The sequence below is a fragment of the Kitasatospora sp. NPDC087861 genome, assembly GCF_044742585.1.
Taxonomy (GTDB): Bacteria; Actinomycetota; Actinomycetes; order Streptomycetales; family Streptomycetaceae; genus Kitasatospora.
Genome location: NZ_JBIUUS010000016.1, coordinates 111,691 through 129,758, shown reverse-complemented (window position 1 = coordinate 129,758; position 18,068 = coordinate 111,691). Strand labels below are relative to the sequence as shown.

Genomic DNA, 18,068 nt, shown 5'->3' with positions numbered 1-18,068 from the left:
GCGCGGCCTCCTCGGGGGCCCTCAGGTGCCAGTTCGACCTGGGGGCCCACCATGGGCTACGATCTGTCTTGTTCGCAGCGCGGCAAGCGAGTGAACGAGATCAGAAAACTCTGGTCCCGTGGAGCAGTTGGTTAGCTCGCCACCCTGTCAAGGTGGAGGTCGCGGGTTCAAGTCCCGTCGGGATCGCCGCAGTGCGAGAGGCCCGGAACCGTCAGGTTCCGGGCCTCTCGCTTTTGACCGTCCGGCTTCTATCCCGGACTAGGTCTAGACCACAAGTGACAGGCGGTGTGACGGTCGTCACTTGTCTTTTCCTGAGAACCCCCCTGCACCACCCTCACCAGGACCTCACTAATTTAATATGTAAAATTGTACAGCTATTAACTGTAAATCCCCCCCGCCACCTGCGCATCAAATCGTTATCCGGAGTTCAACATTCCGTACGTTCCCCCGGGTGCCGGCGGGCATGGCAAAGGGGCCGCTTACCGGACCCGGCGGAGTCCGGTAAGCGGCCCCTTTAAAGAGCCTTTGGCCCATCAGGCCTCAGTGCGCTGAGCGGGAATCCCGGCCAGCAGAGCGCGCACCTCCGCCTCGCGGTAACGGCGGTGACCGCCGAGCGTGCGAATGGACGTCAGCTTGCCTGCCTTGGCCCAGCGGGTAACCGTCTTCGGGTCCACGCGGAACATGGTGGCAACCTCTGCCGGCGTCAGCAGGGGCTCAGCATCAGGGGTACGAGCGGTCATGAGCGGCCTCCTCGGGAGAACCGAACCAGGGCGGTTCTATCCTTCAAATTCTGCACCTTGGCCCGCGATGCCCGAAATGGCATAGACGGGCCGAGTCGGTTATAGGACGAACGGCTTGTCCTGGTGTCTACAACTACACCATCCGTCCAGCCCTATCGACCAAACCGCCAAAATTGACCCCTCACGGGTTCAAGACCGACGGATGGCAATGGACCATCCCATAACGGGCAGTCACGCGGCCGTGACGCCCGGTTACGAAGGGACCAGACCCTCCATTTCCCCACAAAGCGCGCATCGACTCCAGAACCACCCAAAAGTGGGCACGCTCACGTGAAGTTGGGCTGGTTGTCCCATTTTTGCACATAGGGGTAAGTTCGCGTCAACGGTGAGTAGTGTCACGTTCGACAGCTATTGACCCGAACCGGGACCTTGGTCATCCCGCTCGGGCCGTAGGACTCTTCCAGTCATACACGGGCCGTCGGACATCAGTTCGCGTACCTCAGCGCCAGCACCCGCCGCCACCGCACCGTCAGTTCCCCGTACACGCGCAGCGCCTCCGCGGTGTCCCCCGCCCGCAGCGCGCGCAGCCCCTCCTCCAGCTCCCCCGCCGAACGGTCCGCCAACAACCGCTCCGGCCCCAGCAGATGCACCAGCCCCCCGTAGTCCAGCTCCACCAGCGAGCGCGGATGGAACTCCTCCAGCCACCGCCCGATCCGCTCCGCCCCCCGGACCAGTTCCCCGTCCGGCACCTCCTCACGCAGCGCCCGGAAGGCCCGCGCCACCCGGCGCCGCGCCTGCGCCATCGGCACCAGGTAGAACAGCGCCGCCGCCCGCCCCGGCTTGCCCGGCTCCCCCGCCGGCACGAAGCAGCGGTCCTCGTCCCCGAACGGCAGGAACCAGCGCACCGGCACCTCCCACCGGCTGGTCAGGATCCACGGCCGGGCGTCCGGGTGCCCGGCCCGCCAGCGCTCCCGGTCCGCCTCGGCGGCCGCCCGGACCACCGGCGGCACCGCGGTGTCCAGCAGCGCCACCGGCGCCGCCGCCCGCAACTCCTCCAGCGCCTGCCAGCTGCGCAGCCTGGTCGCCCACGGGCAGACGTACAGCACGCCGTCCAGCACCCGTACGTAGGCCCGCTCGCTCTCCCGCTCGGGCAGCGCCCGGGGCGTCCGGGCGGCCAGCTCCGCCAGTGCCTCCCGCTGCTCCTCCAGGACGGCCGACGCCACCGGCTGCGCCGCCTCGACGGCGTCCGGCCCGTGCTCCGCCGCGTAGGCCTGCCAGCGCGCCCGCTCCGGCTCCGGGTAGGCGGCCAGCGGCTCGTAGACCCGCAGGTGGGCGGCGTAGGGCGGCAGTACCGAGGTGCGTACGACGGTCACGTCCTGCATCGTCGCACGCGCCGCCCGACCCGGGGAGGGCGCGCCCCCGAACCGTTCGCGCCCGCACCGCGCACCCCCTCCGTCTCACTCCCCGGACGGCCGGTACGAGCTCGGACAAGAGGGCGGACCGGCGGCGGTCCCACGGCTACGCTTCGCCTTAGGCGCCCGCACCACAGCAGGCGGGCCTTCGATACTGGAGTCACCACAGTGACCGACGTACAGACATCCGCCACGCACCCCGCACCCGGAGTGCTCAGCAGGATCTTCCGTACCGAGCAGGACGGCGCCCCCGGCGACGGCCACGAGCAGGTCGTCCTCTGCCACGACCGCAGCTCCGGACTCAAGGCGATCATCGCCATCCACTCCACCGCGCTGGGCCCGGCCCTCGGCGGCACCCGCTTCTTCCCGTACGCCTCCGAGGAGGCGGCCCTGGAGGACGCGCTCAACCTGTCCCGCGGCATGTCCTACAAGAACGCGCTGGCCGGGCTCGACCTCGGCGGCGGCAAGGCCGTCATCATCGGCGACCCGAACAAGGACAAGAACGAGGCCATGCTCCGGGCCTACGGGCGCTTCGTGGAGTCCCTGCGCGGCCGCTACATCACCGCCTGCGACGTGGGCACCTACGTGCAGGACATGGACGTCATCGCGCGCGAGACCGAGTTCGTGACCGGCCGCTCGCCCGAGCACGGCGGCGCCGGCGACTCCTCCATCCTGACGGCCTTCGGCGTCTTCCAGGGCATGCGCGCCACCGCCCAGGCCCGCTGGGGCCAGCCGACCCTGCGCGGCAAGCGGGTCGGCGTCGCGGGCGTCGGCAAGGTCGGCCACTACCTGGTCGGCCACCTCGTCGCGGACGGCGCCAGCGTCGTCATCACCGACGTCTCCGAGGCCGCCGTCAACCGCGTCCGCGCGGCCCACCCGGAGGTGGAGGTCGTCGCCGACACCGCCGCCCTGCTCCAGGCCCGGCTGGACGTCTACGCCCCCTGCGCCCTGGGCGGCGCGCTGACCGACGCCACGGTGGCCGCGCTCGGCGAGCTCGGCACCGCGATCGTCTGCGGCGCGGCCAACAACCAGCTGGCCCACCCGGGCGTCGAGAAGGACCTCGCCGACCGCGGCATCCTCTACGCGCCGGACTACCTGGTGAACTCCGGCGGCGTGATCCAGGTCGCCGACGAGATCGAGGGCTTCAACTTCGAGCGGGCCAAGAACAAGGCCACCAGGATCTTCGACACCACCCTGGAGATCTTCACCCGGGCCGCCTCCGACGGCGTCCCGCCGGCGGTCGCCGCCGACCGCCTGGCCGAGAAGCGGATGCGCGAGATCAGCGCGCTGCGCACGGTCCTGCTGCCGGGTGCCCGCCGCGCCTGATCCGGCGCCCCGCGGAGCCCCGATGCGCGGGGGACGGGTGAACCCCTCCGTCCCCCGCGCATCACGATGTGGAACCGGATTCTCACTTCTGCGCCCGATCGGGTGATCCGAGGTCCCCCTTGGGGGGATAATCGGTCCTGGAACGACGGACCTCAGACACCTCCGGACAGCGCGCAAACTGCCGCAAAACCTCCCCCGACCTGGGAAGACCTGGTCTCGGGTGCAGTCGGTGCGCGCCACGTCACACCGACGACGTACCGTCCAGCGGCGGAAACAGGTACCGTTAATGCTCCAAGGGACGGTCCTCCCATTCGGGCAGGCCGGTCCTGATCATGAACACGTGTCAGACTCGGGGCCGTGAGCCCCATCGTTGAGGGGGTCGACCCATGGGGCGCGGCCGGGCCAAGGCCAAGCAGACGAAGGTCGCCCGCGAGCTGAAGTACAACAGCGGCGGGTTTGACGCTAACCGTCTGTCCAACGAGCTGGGCGTATCGCCGTCCACCGCTTCGATCGACCCCGAGCCGATCGAGGAGGAGGAGGACGACGACCCGTACGCGGAGTACGCCGCCCGCTACGCCGACCTCGACGACGAGGACGACACCGAGCCGGGCACCGGGCCGTCGCAGGCCTCCCGCCGCTCGTAGTCAGCAGTTCTGCCGGCCGGTCCGGGCGCCCAGGGCGCCGGGCCGGTCTTCGGCGTTCCCGCGGACCGGTGCCGCCCGCGGACGGTGGAACGACGAAGAGGGCCCCTCCGGTGCGCCGGAGGGGCCCTCTCGTCCGTCGGGCCGGACTCAGCCCGCCGTGAAGCCCTCGTAGGCGTTGTAGAGCGCCGCGCCGCCCTCGTGCCCGTCGGTGCGCTCGACGATGTCGCCGAGCAGCCAGGACTCGACGCCGCGGTCCTCCAGGATCGCCAGCACGACGTCCACCGAGGACGGCGGGACGACCGCGACCATGCCGACGCCCATGTTGAGCGTCTTCTCGATCTCCAGGGTGGCCACCTTGCCGACCTCGGCGACGGTCTGGAAGACCGGCAGCGGGGTCCAGGTGCCGCGGTCCAGGCGGGCGTGCAGGCCGTCCGGGACGACCCGGGCCAGGTTGGCCGCCAGGCCGCCGCCGGTGACGTGCGAGAAGGCGTGGATCTCGGTGGCGCGGGTGAGCGCCAGGCAGTCCAGCGAGTAGATCCGGGTCGGCTCCAGCAGCTCCTCGCCGAGGGTGCGGCCGAACTCCTCGACCTTGCGGTCCAGCTTCCAGCCGGCCTCGTTCAGCAGCACGTGGCGGACCAGCGAGTAGCCGTTGGAGTGCAGGCCGGAGGCGGCCATCGCGATCACCACGTCGCCGGCCCGCACGCGGTCCGCACCGAGCAGCGCGTCGGCCTCGACCACGCCGGTGCCGGCGCCCGCGACGTCGTACTCGTCCGGGCCGAGCAGGCCCGGGTGCTCGGCGGTCTCGCCGCCGACCAGGGCGCAGCCGGCCAGGGCGCAGCCCTCGGCGATGCCCTTGACGATCGCGGCGACCCGCTCCGGCACGACCTTGCCGACGCAGATGTAATCGGTCATGAACAGCGGCTCGGCGCCGCACACCACCAGGTCGTCGACGACCATGCCGACCAGGTCGTGGCCGATGGTGTCGTGCTTGTCCATGGCGGCCGCGATGGCCACCTTGGTCCCCACGCCGTCGGTGGCCGAGGCCAGCAGCGGCCGCTCGTAACGCTTGAAGGCGGACGCGTCGAAGAGGCCGGCGAAGCCGCCGAGACCGCCGACCACCTCGGGGCGGTTGGCCTTCTTCACCCACTGCTTCATGAGCTCGACGGCGCGGTCGCCCGCCTCGATGTCGACGCCGGCGGCGGCGTAGGTGGCGCCGTTCTGGTTGCTGCTGGTCACTGCGGCCCTTTCGGGTCTGTGGTGGGGGTCGGAACAGCGGTGGGGTCCCGGTTCGCGGGACCCCACCGTGGGTTCTTTACGGGCGGCGCAGCGCGTCGGCCGCGCCCGCCCCGCCGAGCAGCGACTGGACGCCGTCCAGGTCGCTGCCGCTGGTCGGCTTGCCGCGCACGGCCGGCGGCTGCTGGCCGCCCTTGATCTCGGCCTCCAGCAGGAGCTTGCCGAGCAGCGCCGGGTCCGGCAGCTCCATCGGGTACTCGCCGTCGAAGCAGGCCCGGCAGAGCCGGTCCTTGGGCTGCTTGGTGGCCTCGATCATGCCGTCGATCGAGATGTACGAGAGGGAGTCCGCGCCGAGCGTGCGGCCGATCTCCTCGATGGTCATGCCGTTGGCGATCAGCTCCGCGCGGGTGGCGAAGTCGATGCCGAAGAAGCACGGCCACTTGACCGGCGGCGAGGAGATCCGGATGTGGACCTCGGCGGCGCCCGCCTCGCGGAGCATCTTGACCAGGGCGCGCTGGGTGTTGCCGCGGACGATCGAGTCGTCGACCACGACCAGCCGCTTGCCCTGGATGACCTCGCGCAGCGGGTTGAGCTTGAGCCGGATGCCGAGTTGACGGATGGTCTGGCTGGGCTGGATGAAGGTGCGGCCCACGTAGGCGTTCTTCACCAGGCCGGAGCCGTACGGGATCCCGCTGGCCTCGGCGTAGCCGATCGCGGCGGGCGTACCGGACTCCGGCGTCGCTATCACCAGGTCGGCCTCGACGGGCGCCTCCTTCGCCAGGCGGCGGCCCATCTCCACCCGGGAGAGGTGCACGTTGCGCCCGGCGATGCTGGTGTCGGGGCGGGCCAGGTAGACGTACTCGAACACGCAGCCCTTGGGCTTCGCCTCGGCGAAGCGGGAACTGCGCATGCCGTTCTCGTCGATGGCGATCAGCTCGCCGGGCTCGACCTCGCGGATGAAGGAGGCGCCGCAGATGTCCAGCGCCGCCGTCTCGGAGGCGACCACCCAGCCGCGCTCCAGCCGACCGAGCACCAGCGGGCGGATGCCCTGCGGGTCGCGGGCGGCGTAGAGGGTGTGCTCGTCCATGAAGACGAGCGAGAAGGCGCCCTTGACCTTGGGCAGCACGACCTTGGCCGTCTCCTCGATGGAGAGGTCCGGGTGGCCGGCGAGCAGCGCCGTCACCAGGTCGGTGTCGTTGGTCGCGGCGGTGCGCCCGGAGCGGGAGACGTGCTCCTCACCGGGCAGTTCGGCGACCATGGCCGCCAGTTCGGCGGTGTTCACCAGGTTTCCGTTGTGCCCGAGGGCCAGCGAACCGTGCACGGTCGCGCGGAAGGTCGGCTGGGCGTTCTCCCAGACCGAGGAACCGGTGGTCGAGTAGCGGGCGTGTCCGACGGCGATATGCCCGTGCAACGACCCCAGCGAGGCCTCGTCGAAGACCTGGGAGACGAGCCCCATGTCCTTGAAGACGAGAATCTGGGAGCCGTTGCTCACTGCGATGCCCGCGGATTCCTGACCGCGGTGCTGCAGGGCGTAAAGGCCGAAGAACGTGAGCTTGGCGACCTCCTCGCCGGGAGCCCAGACACCGAAGACGCCGCAAGCGTCCTGGGGGCCTTTCTCACCGGGAAGAAGATCGTGGTTGAGTCTTCCGTCACCACGTGGCACGTCTTCGAGTCTAGGGCAGTGCGCACGGGCTTCCGGAACCCGGGCGGCCGGGATTGTCCGGCGATCGATCGGTAACGCGCGTAGACAAAACCCCTTACCAGGTGGGGATTTCGGGTGGGGGGAATTCCGGCCGGTGGCGGTTGGCCTTGCGGTTCGCGCCTGTTGGGGCGTTCCGTGTGCGGAGTGCCGGGGGCCGGGGAGGTGACGAACGTGAGCCTGCTCACCCGGGATTCACCCCGGCTTCACGCGGCGGGCAGCAGCAGGCCCCAGGCGCCCGGATGCGCCGTCCAGGTGCGGGCGCGGACCGGGCCGACGGGGTGGCCGTCCGCCTCGTAGCCGAAGCCGCGCCCGACCACCGAGACGCTCGCCGCCCGGGCGCGCACCAGTGCGCCGGACGCGCGGACCACCACCTCCAGCACGCCCCCGCCGTCCGGCTCACCGCCCGGCAGCGTCACCTGGACCAGCCGCACCGGCCGGTGCACGTCCGCGAGCAGCCGGCCGTCGGCCTCGACCCGGATCCGGGGGTGGTGCTCGGCGGAGGGCCGGCCGTCCGCCGTGAGTGCGTTCGCCTGCTCGGCCGCAGCCAGTTTCGCCCATAGCGAACGCCAGCCACTCGTACGGCCGCCCGGCCGACGCGCCCCGGCGCCGGTGATCCGCACCCCGCCCAGCGCCACCCCGCCGCCGTCGTCCACCAGCAGGTCGAACTTGCGCGACGCGCCCGACAGCACCGCCCGCGCGGCCCGGACCGGCTCGCCCGGCACACCGAGCGCGCGGGCCGCCGACAGCTCCTCCGAGCGGCCGACCGGAACCATGCCCACCGGATCCGCGCCCAGCTCACGCTGCCGGTACAGGGCTTGGAGCACTCGTTGCAGCGCGAGGTCGGAACCGATCACCACCGGGCGCCGCCGGCCCCGGTGCGAAAGCACCCGATCGAGTTCGGAAGGACTCTCCGGGTAGACCACCTTGACGTCCGCACCCCCGCAGAGCACGTCCTTCGCGATCCGCACCGACTCGCCGTCGGTCTGCCGGGCCGCCGGGTCGAGGAGCAGCAGGAGCGGCTCGGGGCCGCCGGTTGCGGGCGTGGACAGGGACGACACGACCGGTCCTTCCTCAGGTAATCTCTCGGTGCAAGAGCCCCTTGCGCTACTGCGCCAGGGGCTTCGTCTATCTCTGGGCAGACTGCGGCCTACGCAGGATGCCCCAACCGGAAGGGGTGTACGCCTGTGCCGGCACTCGTGCTCGTTGGCGCTCAGTGGGGGGACGAGGGCAAGGGGAAGGCCACCGACCTCCTCGGCGGTTCCGTCGACTACGTCGTCCGCTACCAGGGCGGCAACAACGCCGGTCACACGGTGGTCATCGGCGACCAGAAGTACGCCCTGCACCTGCTCCCTTCCGGCATCCTCAGCCCTAACGTGACGCCGGTGATCGGCAACGGCGTCGTCATCGACCCGGGCGTGCTGCTGTCCGAGCTGAGCGGTCTCAACGACCGTGGCATCGACACCTCCAAGCTGCTGATCTCGGGCAACGCCCACCTGATCACGCCGTACCACCGCACCCTGGACAAGGTCACCGAGCGCTTCCTCGGCAAGCGCCGGATCGGCACCACCGGCCGCGGCATCGGCCCGACCTACGCGGACAAGATCAACCGCGTCGGCATCCGGGTCCAGGACCTGTTCGACGAGTCGATCCTGCGCCAGAAGATCGAGGCGGCGCTGCACGACAAGAACCAGATCCTGGTCAAGCTGTACAACCGCCGCGCCATCCCGGCCGAGCTGGTCGTCGAGGAGTACCTCGGCTACGCGGAGAAGATCAAGCCCTTCCTCGCCGACACCACCCTCGTCCTGGACCAGGCGCTCAAGGCGAACAAGGTGGTCCTGCTGGAGGGCGGCCAGGGCACCCTGCTCGACGTCGACCACGGCACGTACCCCTTCGTGACCTCGTCGAACCCGACCTCGGGCGGCGCCTGCACCGGCGCCGGCATCGGCCCGACCAAGATCGACCGGGTCATCGGCATCCTCAAGGCCTACACCACCCGCGTCGGCTCCGGCCCGTTCCCGACCGAGCTGCTGGACGAGGACGGCGAGGCGCTGCGCCGCATCGGCGGCGAGCGCGGTGTCACCACCGGCCGCGACCGTCGCTGCGGCTGGTTCGACGCCGTCATCGCGCGCTACGCGACCCGGGTCAACGGCCTCACCGACTTCTTCCTCACCAAGCTCGACGTGCTCACCGGCTGGGAGCAGATCCCGGTCTGCGTCGCCTACGAGGTCGACGGCAAGCGCGTCGAGGAGCTCCCCTACAACCAGTCCGACTTCCACCACGCCAAGCCGATCTACGAGACGCTGCCGGGCTGGACCGAGGACATCAGCAAGGCGAAGACCTTCGCCGAGCTGCCGAAGAACGCGCAGGCGTACGTGAAGGCGCTGGAGGAGATGTCCGGCGCCCCGATCTCCGCCATCGGCGTCGGCCCGGGCCGCGACGAGACGATCCAGATCAACTCGTTCATCTGAGCGCCGTGACCTCCTGAGGGCCCTGCGGGATGCGTCCCGCAGGGCCCTTCGGCTTACGCCGGACACTTTGCACTAGTTCAGATATCCATTGCATCTAGTGCAGCGTGGCGCTACTTTCGGATCATGACCGCGCAGTTGCCCACGCCCGTCACCCTGACCGGCCGCCACGTCCGTCTGGAGCCCCTGGGGCGCCACCACCTCCCCGACCTGTGGGCCACCGTCGGCCCCGACCCGGACGTCTGGCGGTGGATCCCCTTCCAGCCGCCGACCGCCGAGGAGGAACTCGGCGCGATCCTCGACGTCCGCCTCGCGGAGGTGGCGGCCGGGAAAGCGGTGAAGTTCGCCGTGATCGACCTCGCCACCGGCCGGGCCGTCGGTATCACCGGCTACTACGACTTCAGCTCCGTCGACGAACTCGTCGAGATCGGCGGCACCTGGTACGCCCGGTCCGCGTGGCGGACGGCGATCAACACCGAGTCCAAGCTGCTGCTGCTCACCCACGCCTACGAGGACCTGGGCATGGGCCGGGTGTTCTGGAAGACCGACGCCCTCAACGACCGCTCCCGCAACGCCATCCTGCGGCTCGGCGCCCAGTACGAGGGGATCCACCGCCGGGAGAAGCTGCGCGCCAACGGCGTCTGGCGGGACACCGCGTACTTCTCGATGCTCGCCGACGAGTGGCCGGCCGCCAAGGCCCGCCTCACCGGCCGCCTTTCGCGCGGCTGATGCCCCCGATGCGCCCCCGGTCCGCCTCACCCGCCGGGAGTGGCGGAGGCCCCGCGACGGGGTAGCCATGGGGTAGCCATGGGGGTGTTCCACCGTCCACCAGCATCCGAGTCGTCCGTAGGAGCCAAGATGAGCGACTGGCAGCGGCCATCCCTGGCCGGCGAGGCCGACGAGTGCCTCGAAGTCCGGACCGTCGACGGCATCGTCGAGATCCGCGAGACCGCCACCGCCGAGGTCGTCGTCCGTACCACCCCGCAGAAGTGGGAGGCGTTCCTCCAAGGCGTCCAGGCCGGCGAATTCGACCACTTCATCGCCGACGAAGCCTGACGATCCGTTCCGGCGGCCCCTTCTGGCCACGGGGCCGCCGGCCGAAGCGGGCTTCTCCCGCGATCCGGGGCTCAGTTGTCGGCGTTTCCGGGCGATCGCACCGCGGCGGACGGACGAATGTTCCGGGCGGGCTGGGGAATGGCACGCCGGCCGGGGAAAGGGCCTGCTTCGTCCTTGCCGCCGGGCGAATTCCGCCCGGCGAACTCGGATTTCGGCGAACGGGGTTCGCGGGGTTGGACGTTGACAAGCCAGACCAGCCAGCCGACGAAGAGGACGGCGAGCAGGAGGGCGGACAAACCGGCGACGAGCAGGGCGTTCACCGGGCTGCGGGAATGCGGCGGGGAGGGGTGAGAGGCAGCGGAAGCGGCATGACAGTCTCCGGTCGGTGATGTCGAGCGTGCCGACCATGCATCTGGTGTGTATTTACGGCTGATTGGCGGCTGTTTAGACGACAACAAGTCAGTGACTGACGCGACAACGACCATAGGCCCGGGGTGCAAGACTTGCTACCGAGCGAGAGAACGTTCACTCCATCGTGGGGTATCAGCCATTTCAGTAGCTAGGGCCGGGTGAGCACGGCACACTTCACCGGAAGCATCGACCGAAGCCCGCCATCCGGAGAAGAGAGTCATGCCACCCCGCTTGTCGCCGACCGTGCGCCAGCAGCGCCTTGGCATCGAGCTGCGCAAGATGCGCGAACGCGTGGGCGTGACGCCCAAAAGCCTGGCCGCCACCCTGGGCACCGACCTGCCCAAGATCTCGCAGATGGAGAACGGGAAGTCCGGCATCAGCGCCGAACGGCTCCGGCTCTGGGCCCATACCTGCGGCTGTGCGGACGGCCCCTACCTCGACGCGCTGCTCGCGATGACCCAGGACCGGCGGAAGTACTGGTGGGACGGCTACCGCGGGCGGATCCCGAACGGGATCATCGACGTCGCGGAGATGGAGCACCACGCCGAATCGCTGGCGATCCTGCACACCACCTTCATCCCCGGGCTGCTGCAGACCCCGGCGTACGCCTCGGCGGTGTTCGCCCGGCTGCGACCGCCCCTGCCCCGGGAGGACGCGGACGCGCGGACGGCATTCCGGATTCAGCGCCAGCGGATCTTCACCGAGCGCCCGAAGCCGTACACGGCTTTCATCCACGAATCCGCGCTGCGCATGCAGTTCGGCGGGCCGGTGGTGCTGCGCGAGCAGTTGCTCAGCGTGCTGGAGGATTCCGAGCGGCCCGGAGTGGAGATCCGGACCATCCCGTTCAGCGTGGACACCTATCCGGGCTCCGGGGAGAGCCTGTATCTCGCCCGCGGGCCGGTTCCGGAGCTCGACACCGTCCAGGTCGATCTCTCCCAGGGGCCGAAGTTCGTGCACGCCGAGGACGAATTGCAGACGTACCGCCGGATCAAGGAGGAGACCGCGACGATCGCACTCGACCCGGACGAGTCCCGGGACTTCATCCGGGCCTTACTGAAAGACTTCGCATGAGCGACTGGCAGAAGTCGTCATCGAGCGGCGAGAGCAACGAGTGCGTCGAGATCCGGACCGCCGACGGCCTGGTGGAGATCCGGGAGTCGGACCGCGCCGAGGTCGTCGTCCGGACCACGCCGCGCAAGTGGGCCGCGTTCGTCCGCGGGGTGAAGGCCGGGGAGTTCGACCGGTACGGCGACTTCGGCACCGTCTGACCGGCACCGCCCGACCGGCGACGGCAGCCGTCACGGCGGCGGTAGGCTTGGCAACCCACAGTGGACCCCTGCGCCTGGCACAGCACTCCGGGTGGGGTGCTGTGCGGGAGAAATCGGAGCATCCGAGGATGGCTCGGCACCTGATCACCAGCGCCCTTCCGTACATCAACGGGATCAAGCACCTGGGCAACATGGTCGGGTCGATGCTCCCGGCGGACGTCTACTCCCGCTATCTGCGCCAGCGCGGCCACGAGGTGCTGTACATCTGCGCGACCGACGAGCACGGCACGCCCGCCGAACTCGCCGCGCAGGAGGCCGGGCTGCCGGTGGCCGAGTTCTGCGCTCAGGCGCACGACGCGCAGAAGGCGGTCTACGACGGCTTCGGGCTGTCCTTCGACCACTTCGGCCGCAGCTCCTCGCCGCAGAACCGGGAGATCACCCAGGAGATCGCCCGCGAACTGCAGCGCAACGGCTTCATCGAGGAGCGCTCGGTCCGCCAGGTGTACTCCAACGCCGACGGCCGCTTCCTGCCGGACCGCTACATCGTCGGCACCTGCCCGCACTGCGGCTACGACAAGGCGCGCGGCGACCAGTGCGAGAACTGCACCCGGGTGCTGGACCCGACCGACCTGCTGGAGCCGCGCTCGGCGATCAGCGGCAGCTCCGACCTGGAGGTCCGGGAGACCAGGCACCTGTTCCTGCTCCAGTCGAGGCTGACCGAGGAGGTGGAGGGGTGGATCGCCGCCAACGGCGACCAGTGGCCGGTGTTGGCCTCCTCGATCGCCCGCAAGTGGCTCACCGAGGGCCTGCAGGACCGCTCGATCACCCGTGACCTGGAGTGGGGCGTCCCGGTGCCGGCCGACGTCTGGCCGGAGCTGGCGGCCGAGGGCAAGGTGTTCTACGTCTGGTTCGACGCCCCGATCGAGTACATCGGCGCCACCAAGGAGTGGGCGGACGCGGCCCCGGCCGGGCAGCTGCGGGACTGGAAGTCCTGGTGGTACGAGGCCGACGAGACCGTCCGGTACACCGAGTTCATGGCCAAGGACAACGTCCCGTTCCACACCGTGATGTTCCCGGCGACGATCCTCGGCTCGCGCCGCCCGTGGAAGATGGTCGACTACGTCAAGGCCTTCAACTGGCTGACGTACTACGGCGGGAAGTTCTCCACCAGCCAGAAGCGCGGCATCTTCACCGACGTCGCCCTGGAACTGCTGCCGGCCGACTACTGGCGCTACTTCCTGATGGCGCACGCCCCCGAGTCGGACGACTCCAGCTTCACCTGGGACCTCTTCGCTTCCGTGGTCAACAAGGACCTCGCCGACACCCTCGGCAACTTCGTCAACCGGGTGCTGTCCTTCAGCCGCAAGCGCTTCGGCGACGCCGTCCCGGGCGGCCACGCGCCCGGCGAGGCGGAGCAGCGCCTCGGCGAGCAGGTCGTCGGACTGCTGGCCGAGTACGAGGCCCAGCTGGACGCTCTCAACTTCCGCAAGGCGGCGCAGGCCCTGCGCGCGCTGTGGAGCGCGGGCAACGCGTACCTGGACGAGAAGGCGCCCTGGCTCCAGGTGAAGACCGACCCGGACGCCGCGGCGCTGACCCTGCGCACGGCGATGAACCTGATCCAGCTGTACGCGGTGGTCTCCGAGCCGTTCATCCCGACCGCGGCGGCGGCCATGCGAGGCGCGTTCGCCCTGGCCGAGGACGCTCCGGCGGCCGCCCGCTCCTGGGTGAGCCCGGAGGACGCGCGGGCGCTGGACCTGGTGCCGGCCGGGACGGCGTTCACGGTGCCGCCGGTGCTGTTCGCCAAGATCACCGACGAGGACCTGGCCGCCTGGACCACCCGCTTCGGCGGCCAGGAGGGCTGAGGCCTTGCGGTAGGGCCCGTCGTCTGAAGGGCCGTCGCCGAACCCTCGCCGGTACGCTTCCGGCCATGGATGCCGACCTGGTCACCGCCCTCGGCCACACCCTGTAGCCGCCCGGGCCCAGCGCTTGCCCCGCCCGGGCGGCGTCGCCCGGGAGCGGGGCGGGCGCGGTCAGGCCTTGCGGGCGGTGTGGACGGTCATGGCCGCGAGGTAGAAGGCGTCCGGGCGGTGCAGGATGCCGGTCGGGGCGTCCTCGGCGAGCAGGGCGTCGAGGGTCCTGCCGTCCTCGGGGTCGAGGTGGTCGGTGAGCTGGTCGCGCAGGCGGGCGAGCTGGGTGTGGAGGCGCTCGCGGGCGGGGCGAGCGAGCGGGGCCGGGTGGTCGATCAGGAAGGTGCGGGTGCCGCTGGGGGTCAGACCGGCGCGGCCGAGCATGGCCGGCCAGTCCTCCACCTCCTCGGTGGCGCCGGGCAGTTCGGCACGCATGGTGCTGAAGCCGTCCTCGTGCGCCGCGTCGATCCGGGCCTGGAAGCCGGGCCGGCCGAGGCCGAAGTCGCGCGGCAGGTAGCGCAGCGGCAGGCCTCGTTCGGCGACGGCCAGCAGGCCGCCGGGCCGCAGCGTCGCGGCGAGGGAGGTCAGCGCGGCCTGCTGGTCGCCGAGGTGGTGGATCGCGTTGCCGGACCAGATCAGGTCGGCCTCCCCGAGCTTGCCGAACTCGGCGGGCAGGTCGGCCTGTTGGATGCTCAGGCGGCCGCCGGAGCGGGTCCGGGCGCGCTCCAGCAGGGCGGCCGACTGGTCGACGGCGACCGTCTCGGCCTCCGGGAAGACGTCCGCGAGCAGCCCGGCGATCACCCCGGGACCGCTGCCGACGTCGAGTACCCGCCGCACCTCCCCGGCCGCGCCGTGCAGCGACCGCAGCCACTGCGCGGCCCCGGTCACGGCGCCGGCGCGCAGTTCGGCCTCCTGCTCCAGGTCGGCGGCGAGGGCGTCCCAGTCGAAGTCGGCGGCGGGGACGTTCCCGTGCCCGTGGTGGTGGTGCCCGGACTGGTGTCCCTGCCCGTGCTGGTGCTGGTGTTCGGACATGGCGGTCTTCTCCGATCGTGGATGGCGGAAGGGTGGTCGCCCATGGCGCCCACCGCCACGGCCAGGCTGCGACCGGACCCGCCACATCGGCAAGCTTTGTTGCCGATTCCGCAAACGCGCACCACGCAGCGCCCGTCCCCGGCCGCCCGCGGGCCTTGCCCTAGAGCACACTCCAAGCCCTAGCCTCTGGGCCACCACCGACCCACCACCAGGGGAGCAGCACCATGCGCTACCGCGTCCTCGGCGGCACCGGCATCGAAGTGAGCGCCTACTGCCTCGGCACGATGATGCTCGGCCACATCGGCAACCCCGACCACGACGACTGCGCCCGGATCATCAACACCGCCCTCGACCGAGGCGTCAACTTCGTGGACACCGCCGACATCTACTCGGCCGGCGAGTCCGAGGAGATCGTCGGCAAGACGCTGGCCGCCCGCGGCGACCGCGACGAGATCGTGCTGGCCACCAAGGCGCACTTCCCGATGGGCGAGGGGCGGGGCCGGGGCGGCAACTCGCGGCGCTGGATCGTCCGGGCGGTCGAGGACAGCCTGCGCCGGCTGCGCACCGACCGGATCGACCTGTACCAGATCCACCGGCCGGACCACACCACCGACGTCGAGGAGACCCTGTCCGTCCTCGGCGACCTCGTCCGGGCCGGCAAGATCCGCGCCTTCGGCTGCTCCACCTTCCCCGCCGAGCAGATCGTCGACGCGTACCACGTCGCCGAGCGCCGCGCCCTGCCGCGCTTCCGCACCGAGCAGCCGCCGTACTCGCTGCTCGCCCGCGGCGTGGAGCGCGACGTGCTGCCCGTCGTCCAGCGGCTCGGCATGGGCGCGCTGACCTGGGGCCCGCTCGCCTCCGGCTTCCTCACCGGCCGCTACCGCAAGGACCGCCCGGCCGACCTGACCACCGGCCGCCCCGTCATCACCCCGGGCCGGTTCGACCCGGCGCTGCCCACCACGGCGGCCAAGCTGGAGGCCGTCGAGGCCTTCACCGCCCTCGCCGAGGACCTCGGCCGCACCCTCCCCGAACTGGCCGTGGCCTTCCCGCTGGCCCACCCCGCCGTCACCTCGGTGATCCTCGGCCCGCGCACCCACGACCAGGTGGAGGCGGCCCTCAAGGGCGCCGACCTGGTCCTCGACGACGCCGTCCTCGACCGCATCGACGCCATCGTCCCGCCCGGCACCGACGTCTACCACCCCGACGGCGTCTGGCAGCCCCCGTCCGTCACCACCCCCGCGCTCCGCCGCCGCCCCGCCGCGGACCGATCGGCGGGGTAGCCGGCAGCCGGCGAACCGTCGCCCCCCCTTCACTCCCTCGGTGCGGCGAAGCAGTGGACCACGACCGTGCGGTCCGCGGCCCACTGCTGTTCGCCACTGCCGAGCCAGGTCCAGCCGAGGCGCCGGTAGAAGGCGGTCGCCGGGGCGTCGGTCGCGAGGACGTCCAGGACGGGGTGGAGCCCGAGCGCCCGCGCGTGCGCCACGGCGGCAGCCATCAGCCGTGCGCCGATCCGGTGGCCGCGGGCCGTGGGGGCGACGTAGAGCCGGCCGATCACGGCGGTGAGCTCCGGTCGGCCGCCGGTGCGGCGGCTCCACAAGCCGGGGGCGACGTCGCCGGGGGCGCTGCGGGAGAGGCCGACGTGGCCGGCCGGGTGGCCGTCCAGTTCGGCGACCCAGGCGGCGAGCAGGCCGTCGGGGGTGAGCCAGGCGGCGGGGCGGTCGGGCCAGTCGGCGGGGTAGCCGTCGGTGGTGTGGACGTCGCCGAGCACCCGGACGCAGTCGGCGAGGTCGGTGACGCGGCGCCGTCGAACGGACACCCCGACCCCGGCCTGCCGTGAGCCGGACGCGACGACGTTGGCGCGTTCTTCAAGGTCAGCCATGCCGGTACGTTACCGGCCGGGCCTCACCGCCGCAGCAGGTCGACGACCCCGGTCAGGTCCTCCTCGCCACTGCCGGCCTCCAGTCGACGCTCCATCAGCCGGAAGTACGGAGCCAGGAGTTCCGCGCTCACCCCCTGCTCCTCGGCCGTGCGCAGCAGCGTGTCCTGGCCCGCGACCTGCATCGCCAGGTTCGAGACCACGCCCCCGGTGTAGTCGCCGCTCTCCAGCTGCGCCGCGGTCCTGGCGATCGACCCGGACATCGCGGTGATCCAACTCCCCAGCAGCGGCGCCAGCTCGCCCGGTGCGACGGGCTCCTCGCGGATCAGCGCGAAGGCGTGCGCCACGCCGGCGAACATGCCGTACATCGCACTGAGCAGCGCCACGTCGTGCAGGGCCGCGAAGCCCGTGTCGGCGCCGACGTACCGGGCGTCGGCCGGGGCGCCGAGGGCCGCCCGGTGCTCCTCGAACAGCGCCGCCGAGCCGCTGTAGAACACGTACGGGCGACGGCGGCGCCCCGCACCCCGCCTGACCACGGCCCTTCCGGCTGGCCGCGGCCCTTCAGGCGATCGCGGCCGACACCACCGCCGCGACCGCGATGTTGCAGCTGGCCGACACCCAGACCGCGGGGTGCGGCTCCGGCTCGACCAGGATCGCGCCGAGCTTGCCGGGCGTCAGCAGGTCCACCGCCCAGAAGGCGACGGTCATCAGCACCAGCCCGAGCAGGCCGTAACAGGCGGTCGAGACCAGGCCCTTGGCGAAGTCCGCGTAGGTGTACATGATCGCGGTGAAGACGATGCCGCCGATGCCGAGCAGCGCGGAGCTGAGCAGCACGGCGGCGTTGCGGTTGCGCTCGACCCAGATCTGGTGGCCGAGCCGGCCGGGCGTCAGCAGGTCCACCAGACCGACGCCGAGGAGCAGCAGCACCACCCCGACGGCTCCGTAGGCGGCCGCCGCGCCGAGCCCGTGCAGGATGTCGTTCATCGTGGTTCCAGC

The 18,068-nt window shown here is 71.1% G+C and carries 18 protein-coding genes, 1 tRNA gene and 1 pseudogene; 10 read left to right on the top strand and 10 right to left on the bottom strand.

Going from position 1 to position 18,068, the window contains the following annotated elements; genetic code table 11:
* Window positions 1–112 precede the first annotated feature (112 nt).
* Window positions 113–186: transfer RNA gene (locus ACIOJE_RS22950), tRNA-Asp, on the top strand.
* A 347-nt stretch (window positions 187–533) separates the two neighbouring features.
* Here the strand turns inward: ACIOJE_RS22950 and bldC are convergent.
* A complete protein-coding gene (bldC, locus tag ACIOJE_RS22945) occupies window positions 534–740 on the bottom strand; it encodes a developmental transcriptional regulator BldC (RefSeq protein ID WP_014137253.1) in 207 nt (68 codons plus the stop codon).
* 485 nt (window positions 741–1,225) lie between these two features.
* Window positions 1,226–2,122 carry a hypothetical protein gene (locus ACIOJE_RS22940; protein WP_400778345.1) on the bottom strand — a complete coding sequence of 299 codons (897 nt, stop codon included), beginning with the start codon at window positions 2,120–2,122 and terminating at the stop codon, window positions 1,226–1,228.
* Window positions 2,123–2,320: 198 nt separating this feature from the next.
* Between ACIOJE_RS22940 and ACIOJE_RS22935 the strand changes: the two genes are divergently transcribed.
* Window positions 2,321–3,478, top strand: a complete 1,158-nt coding sequence (locus ACIOJE_RS22935; RefSeq protein WP_280674042.1) for a Glu/Leu/Phe/Val dehydrogenase dimerization domain-containing protein — start codon at window positions 2,321–2,323, stop codon at window positions 3,476–3,478.
* Between the two features lie 386 nt (window positions 3,479–3,864).
* Window positions 3,865–4,122: a DUF3073 domain-containing protein gene (locus ACIOJE_RS22930; RefSeq protein WP_280674041.1), complete on the top strand. Its 258-nt coding sequence runs from the start codon at window positions 3,865–3,867 to the stop codon at window positions 4,120–4,122.
* A 147-nt stretch (window positions 4,123–4,269) separates the two neighbouring features.
* Here the strand turns inward: ACIOJE_RS22930 and purM are convergent, their stop codons facing one another.
* The 3 genes from purM to ACIOJE_RS22915 all read right to left on the bottom strand — a co-directional run bounded on the left by purM (window position 4,270) and on the right by ACIOJE_RS22915 (window position 8,115).
* Complete coding sequence (gene purM / locus ACIOJE_RS22925; RefSeq protein ID WP_280674040.1) at window positions 4,270–5,358, bottom strand: phosphoribosylformylglycinamidine cyclo-ligase; 1,089 nt, start codon at window positions 5,356–5,358, stop codon at window positions 4,270–4,272.
* Between the two features lie 76 nt (window positions 5,359–5,434).
* Window positions 5,435–7,018: an amidophosphoribosyltransferase gene (gene purF, locus ACIOJE_RS22920; RefSeq protein ID WP_280674039.1), complete on the bottom strand. Its 1,584-nt coding sequence runs from the start codon at window positions 7,016–7,018 to the stop codon at window positions 5,435–5,437.
* A 242-nt stretch (window positions 7,019–7,260) separates the two neighbouring features.
* Window positions 7,261–8,115 carry a diacylglycerol kinase gene (locus ACIOJE_RS22915; RefSeq protein WP_400778340.1) on the bottom strand — a complete coding sequence of 285 codons (855 nt, stop codon included), beginning with the start codon at window positions 8,113–8,115 and terminating at the stop codon, window positions 7,261–7,263.
* Between the two features lie 126 nt (window positions 8,116–8,241).
* On the opposite strand from ACIOJE_RS22915, the gene ACIOJE_RS22910 reads away from it, so the two are divergent.
* From ACIOJE_RS22910 to ACIOJE_RS22900, 3 genes are all read left to right on the top strand, one after another.
* Window positions 8,242–9,525 carry an adenylosuccinate synthase gene (locus tag ACIOJE_RS22910; protein ID WP_280674037.1) on the top strand — a complete coding sequence of 428 codons (1,284 nt, stop codon included), beginning with the start codon at window positions 8,242–8,244 and terminating at the stop codon, window positions 9,523–9,525.
* Window positions 9,526–9,648: 123 nt separating this feature from the next.
* A complete protein-coding gene (locus ACIOJE_RS22905) occupies window positions 9,649–10,251 on the top strand; it encodes a GNAT family protein (protein ID WP_280674036.1) in 603 nt (200 codons plus the stop codon).
* A 129-nt stretch (window positions 10,252–10,380) separates the two neighbouring features.
* On the top strand, window positions 10,381–10,578 hold the full coding sequence (locus ACIOJE_RS22900) for a DUF397 domain-containing protein (RefSeq protein WP_280674035.1): 198 nt from the start codon (window positions 10,381–10,383) through the stop codon (window positions 10,576–10,578).
* A 71-nt stretch (window positions 10,579–10,649) separates the two neighbouring features.
* Here ACIOJE_RS22900 and ACIOJE_RS22895 read toward each other — a convergent pair whose 3' ends face one another.
* Entirely contained in the window at window positions 10,650–10,898 is a 249-nt protein-coding gene (locus ACIOJE_RS22895) for a hypothetical protein (protein ID WP_280674034.1), read from the bottom strand.
* A gap of 310 nt (window positions 10,899–11,208) precedes the next feature.
* Here ACIOJE_RS22895 and ACIOJE_RS22890 point away from each other — a divergent pair, with 310 nt between their 5' ends.
* The 3 genes from ACIOJE_RS22890 (at window position 11,209) to metG (ending at window position 14,119) form a co-directional block, all read left to right on the top strand.
* Entirely contained in the window at window positions 11,209–12,060 is an 852-nt protein-coding gene (locus tag ACIOJE_RS22890) for a helix-turn-helix transcriptional regulator (protein WP_280674033.1), read from the top strand.
* Window positions 12,057–12,257, top strand: a complete 201-nt coding sequence (locus tag ACIOJE_RS22885) for a DUF397 domain-containing protein (protein WP_280674032.1) — start codon at window positions 12,057–12,059, stop codon at window positions 12,255–12,257. Before ACIOJE_RS22890 ends, ACIOJE_RS22885 begins: the two co-directional genes overlap by 4 nt.
* Window positions 12,258–12,385: 128 nt before the next feature.
* Window positions 12,386–14,119, top strand: coding sequence for a methionine--tRNA ligase (gene metG / locus ACIOJE_RS22880; RefSeq protein WP_400778334.1), 1,734 nt, complete (start codon window positions 12,386–12,388; stop codon window positions 14,117–14,119).
* Window positions 14,120–14,287: 168 nt separating this feature from the next.
* Here metG and ACIOJE_RS22875 read toward each other — a convergent pair whose 3' ends face one another.
* Window positions 14,288–15,196, bottom strand: coding sequence for a class I SAM-dependent methyltransferase (locus tag ACIOJE_RS22875; protein ID WP_280674030.1), 909 nt, complete (start codon window positions 15,194–15,196; stop codon window positions 14,288–14,290).
* A 224-nt stretch (window positions 15,197–15,420) separates the two neighbouring features.
* Between ACIOJE_RS22875 and ACIOJE_RS22870 the strand changes: the two genes are divergently transcribed.
* Window positions 15,421–16,476, top strand: a complete 1,056-nt coding sequence (locus ACIOJE_RS22870) for an aldo/keto reductase (RefSeq protein WP_400778330.1) — start codon at window positions 15,421–15,423, stop codon at window positions 16,474–16,476.
* Window positions 16,477–16,505: 29 nt separating this feature from the next.
* Here the strand turns inward: ACIOJE_RS22870 and ACIOJE_RS22865 are convergent, their stop codons facing one another.
* From ACIOJE_RS22865 to ACIOJE_RS22855, 3 genes and pseudogenes are all read right to left on the bottom strand, one after another.
* Window positions 16,506–17,075, bottom strand: coding sequence for a GNAT family N-acetyltransferase (locus ACIOJE_RS22865; RefSeq protein ID WP_280674028.1), 570 nt, complete (start codon window positions 17,073–17,075; stop codon window positions 16,506–16,508).
* Window positions 17,076–17,098: 23 nt separating this feature from the next.
* Window positions 17,099–17,572, bottom strand: a pseudogene (locus tag ACIOJE_RS22860) (NAD(P)-dependent oxidoreductase); the annotation flags it as partial.
* A 61-nt stretch (window positions 17,573–17,633) separates the two neighbouring features.
* The gene (locus ACIOJE_RS22855; protein ID WP_400665185.1) at window positions 17,634–18,056 is read right to left on the bottom strand and encodes a DUF350 domain-containing protein; all 423 of its coding nucleotides are present in this window, start codon (window positions 18,054–18,056) and stop codon (window positions 17,634–17,636) included.
* Window positions 18,057–18,068 lie beyond the last annotated feature (12 nt).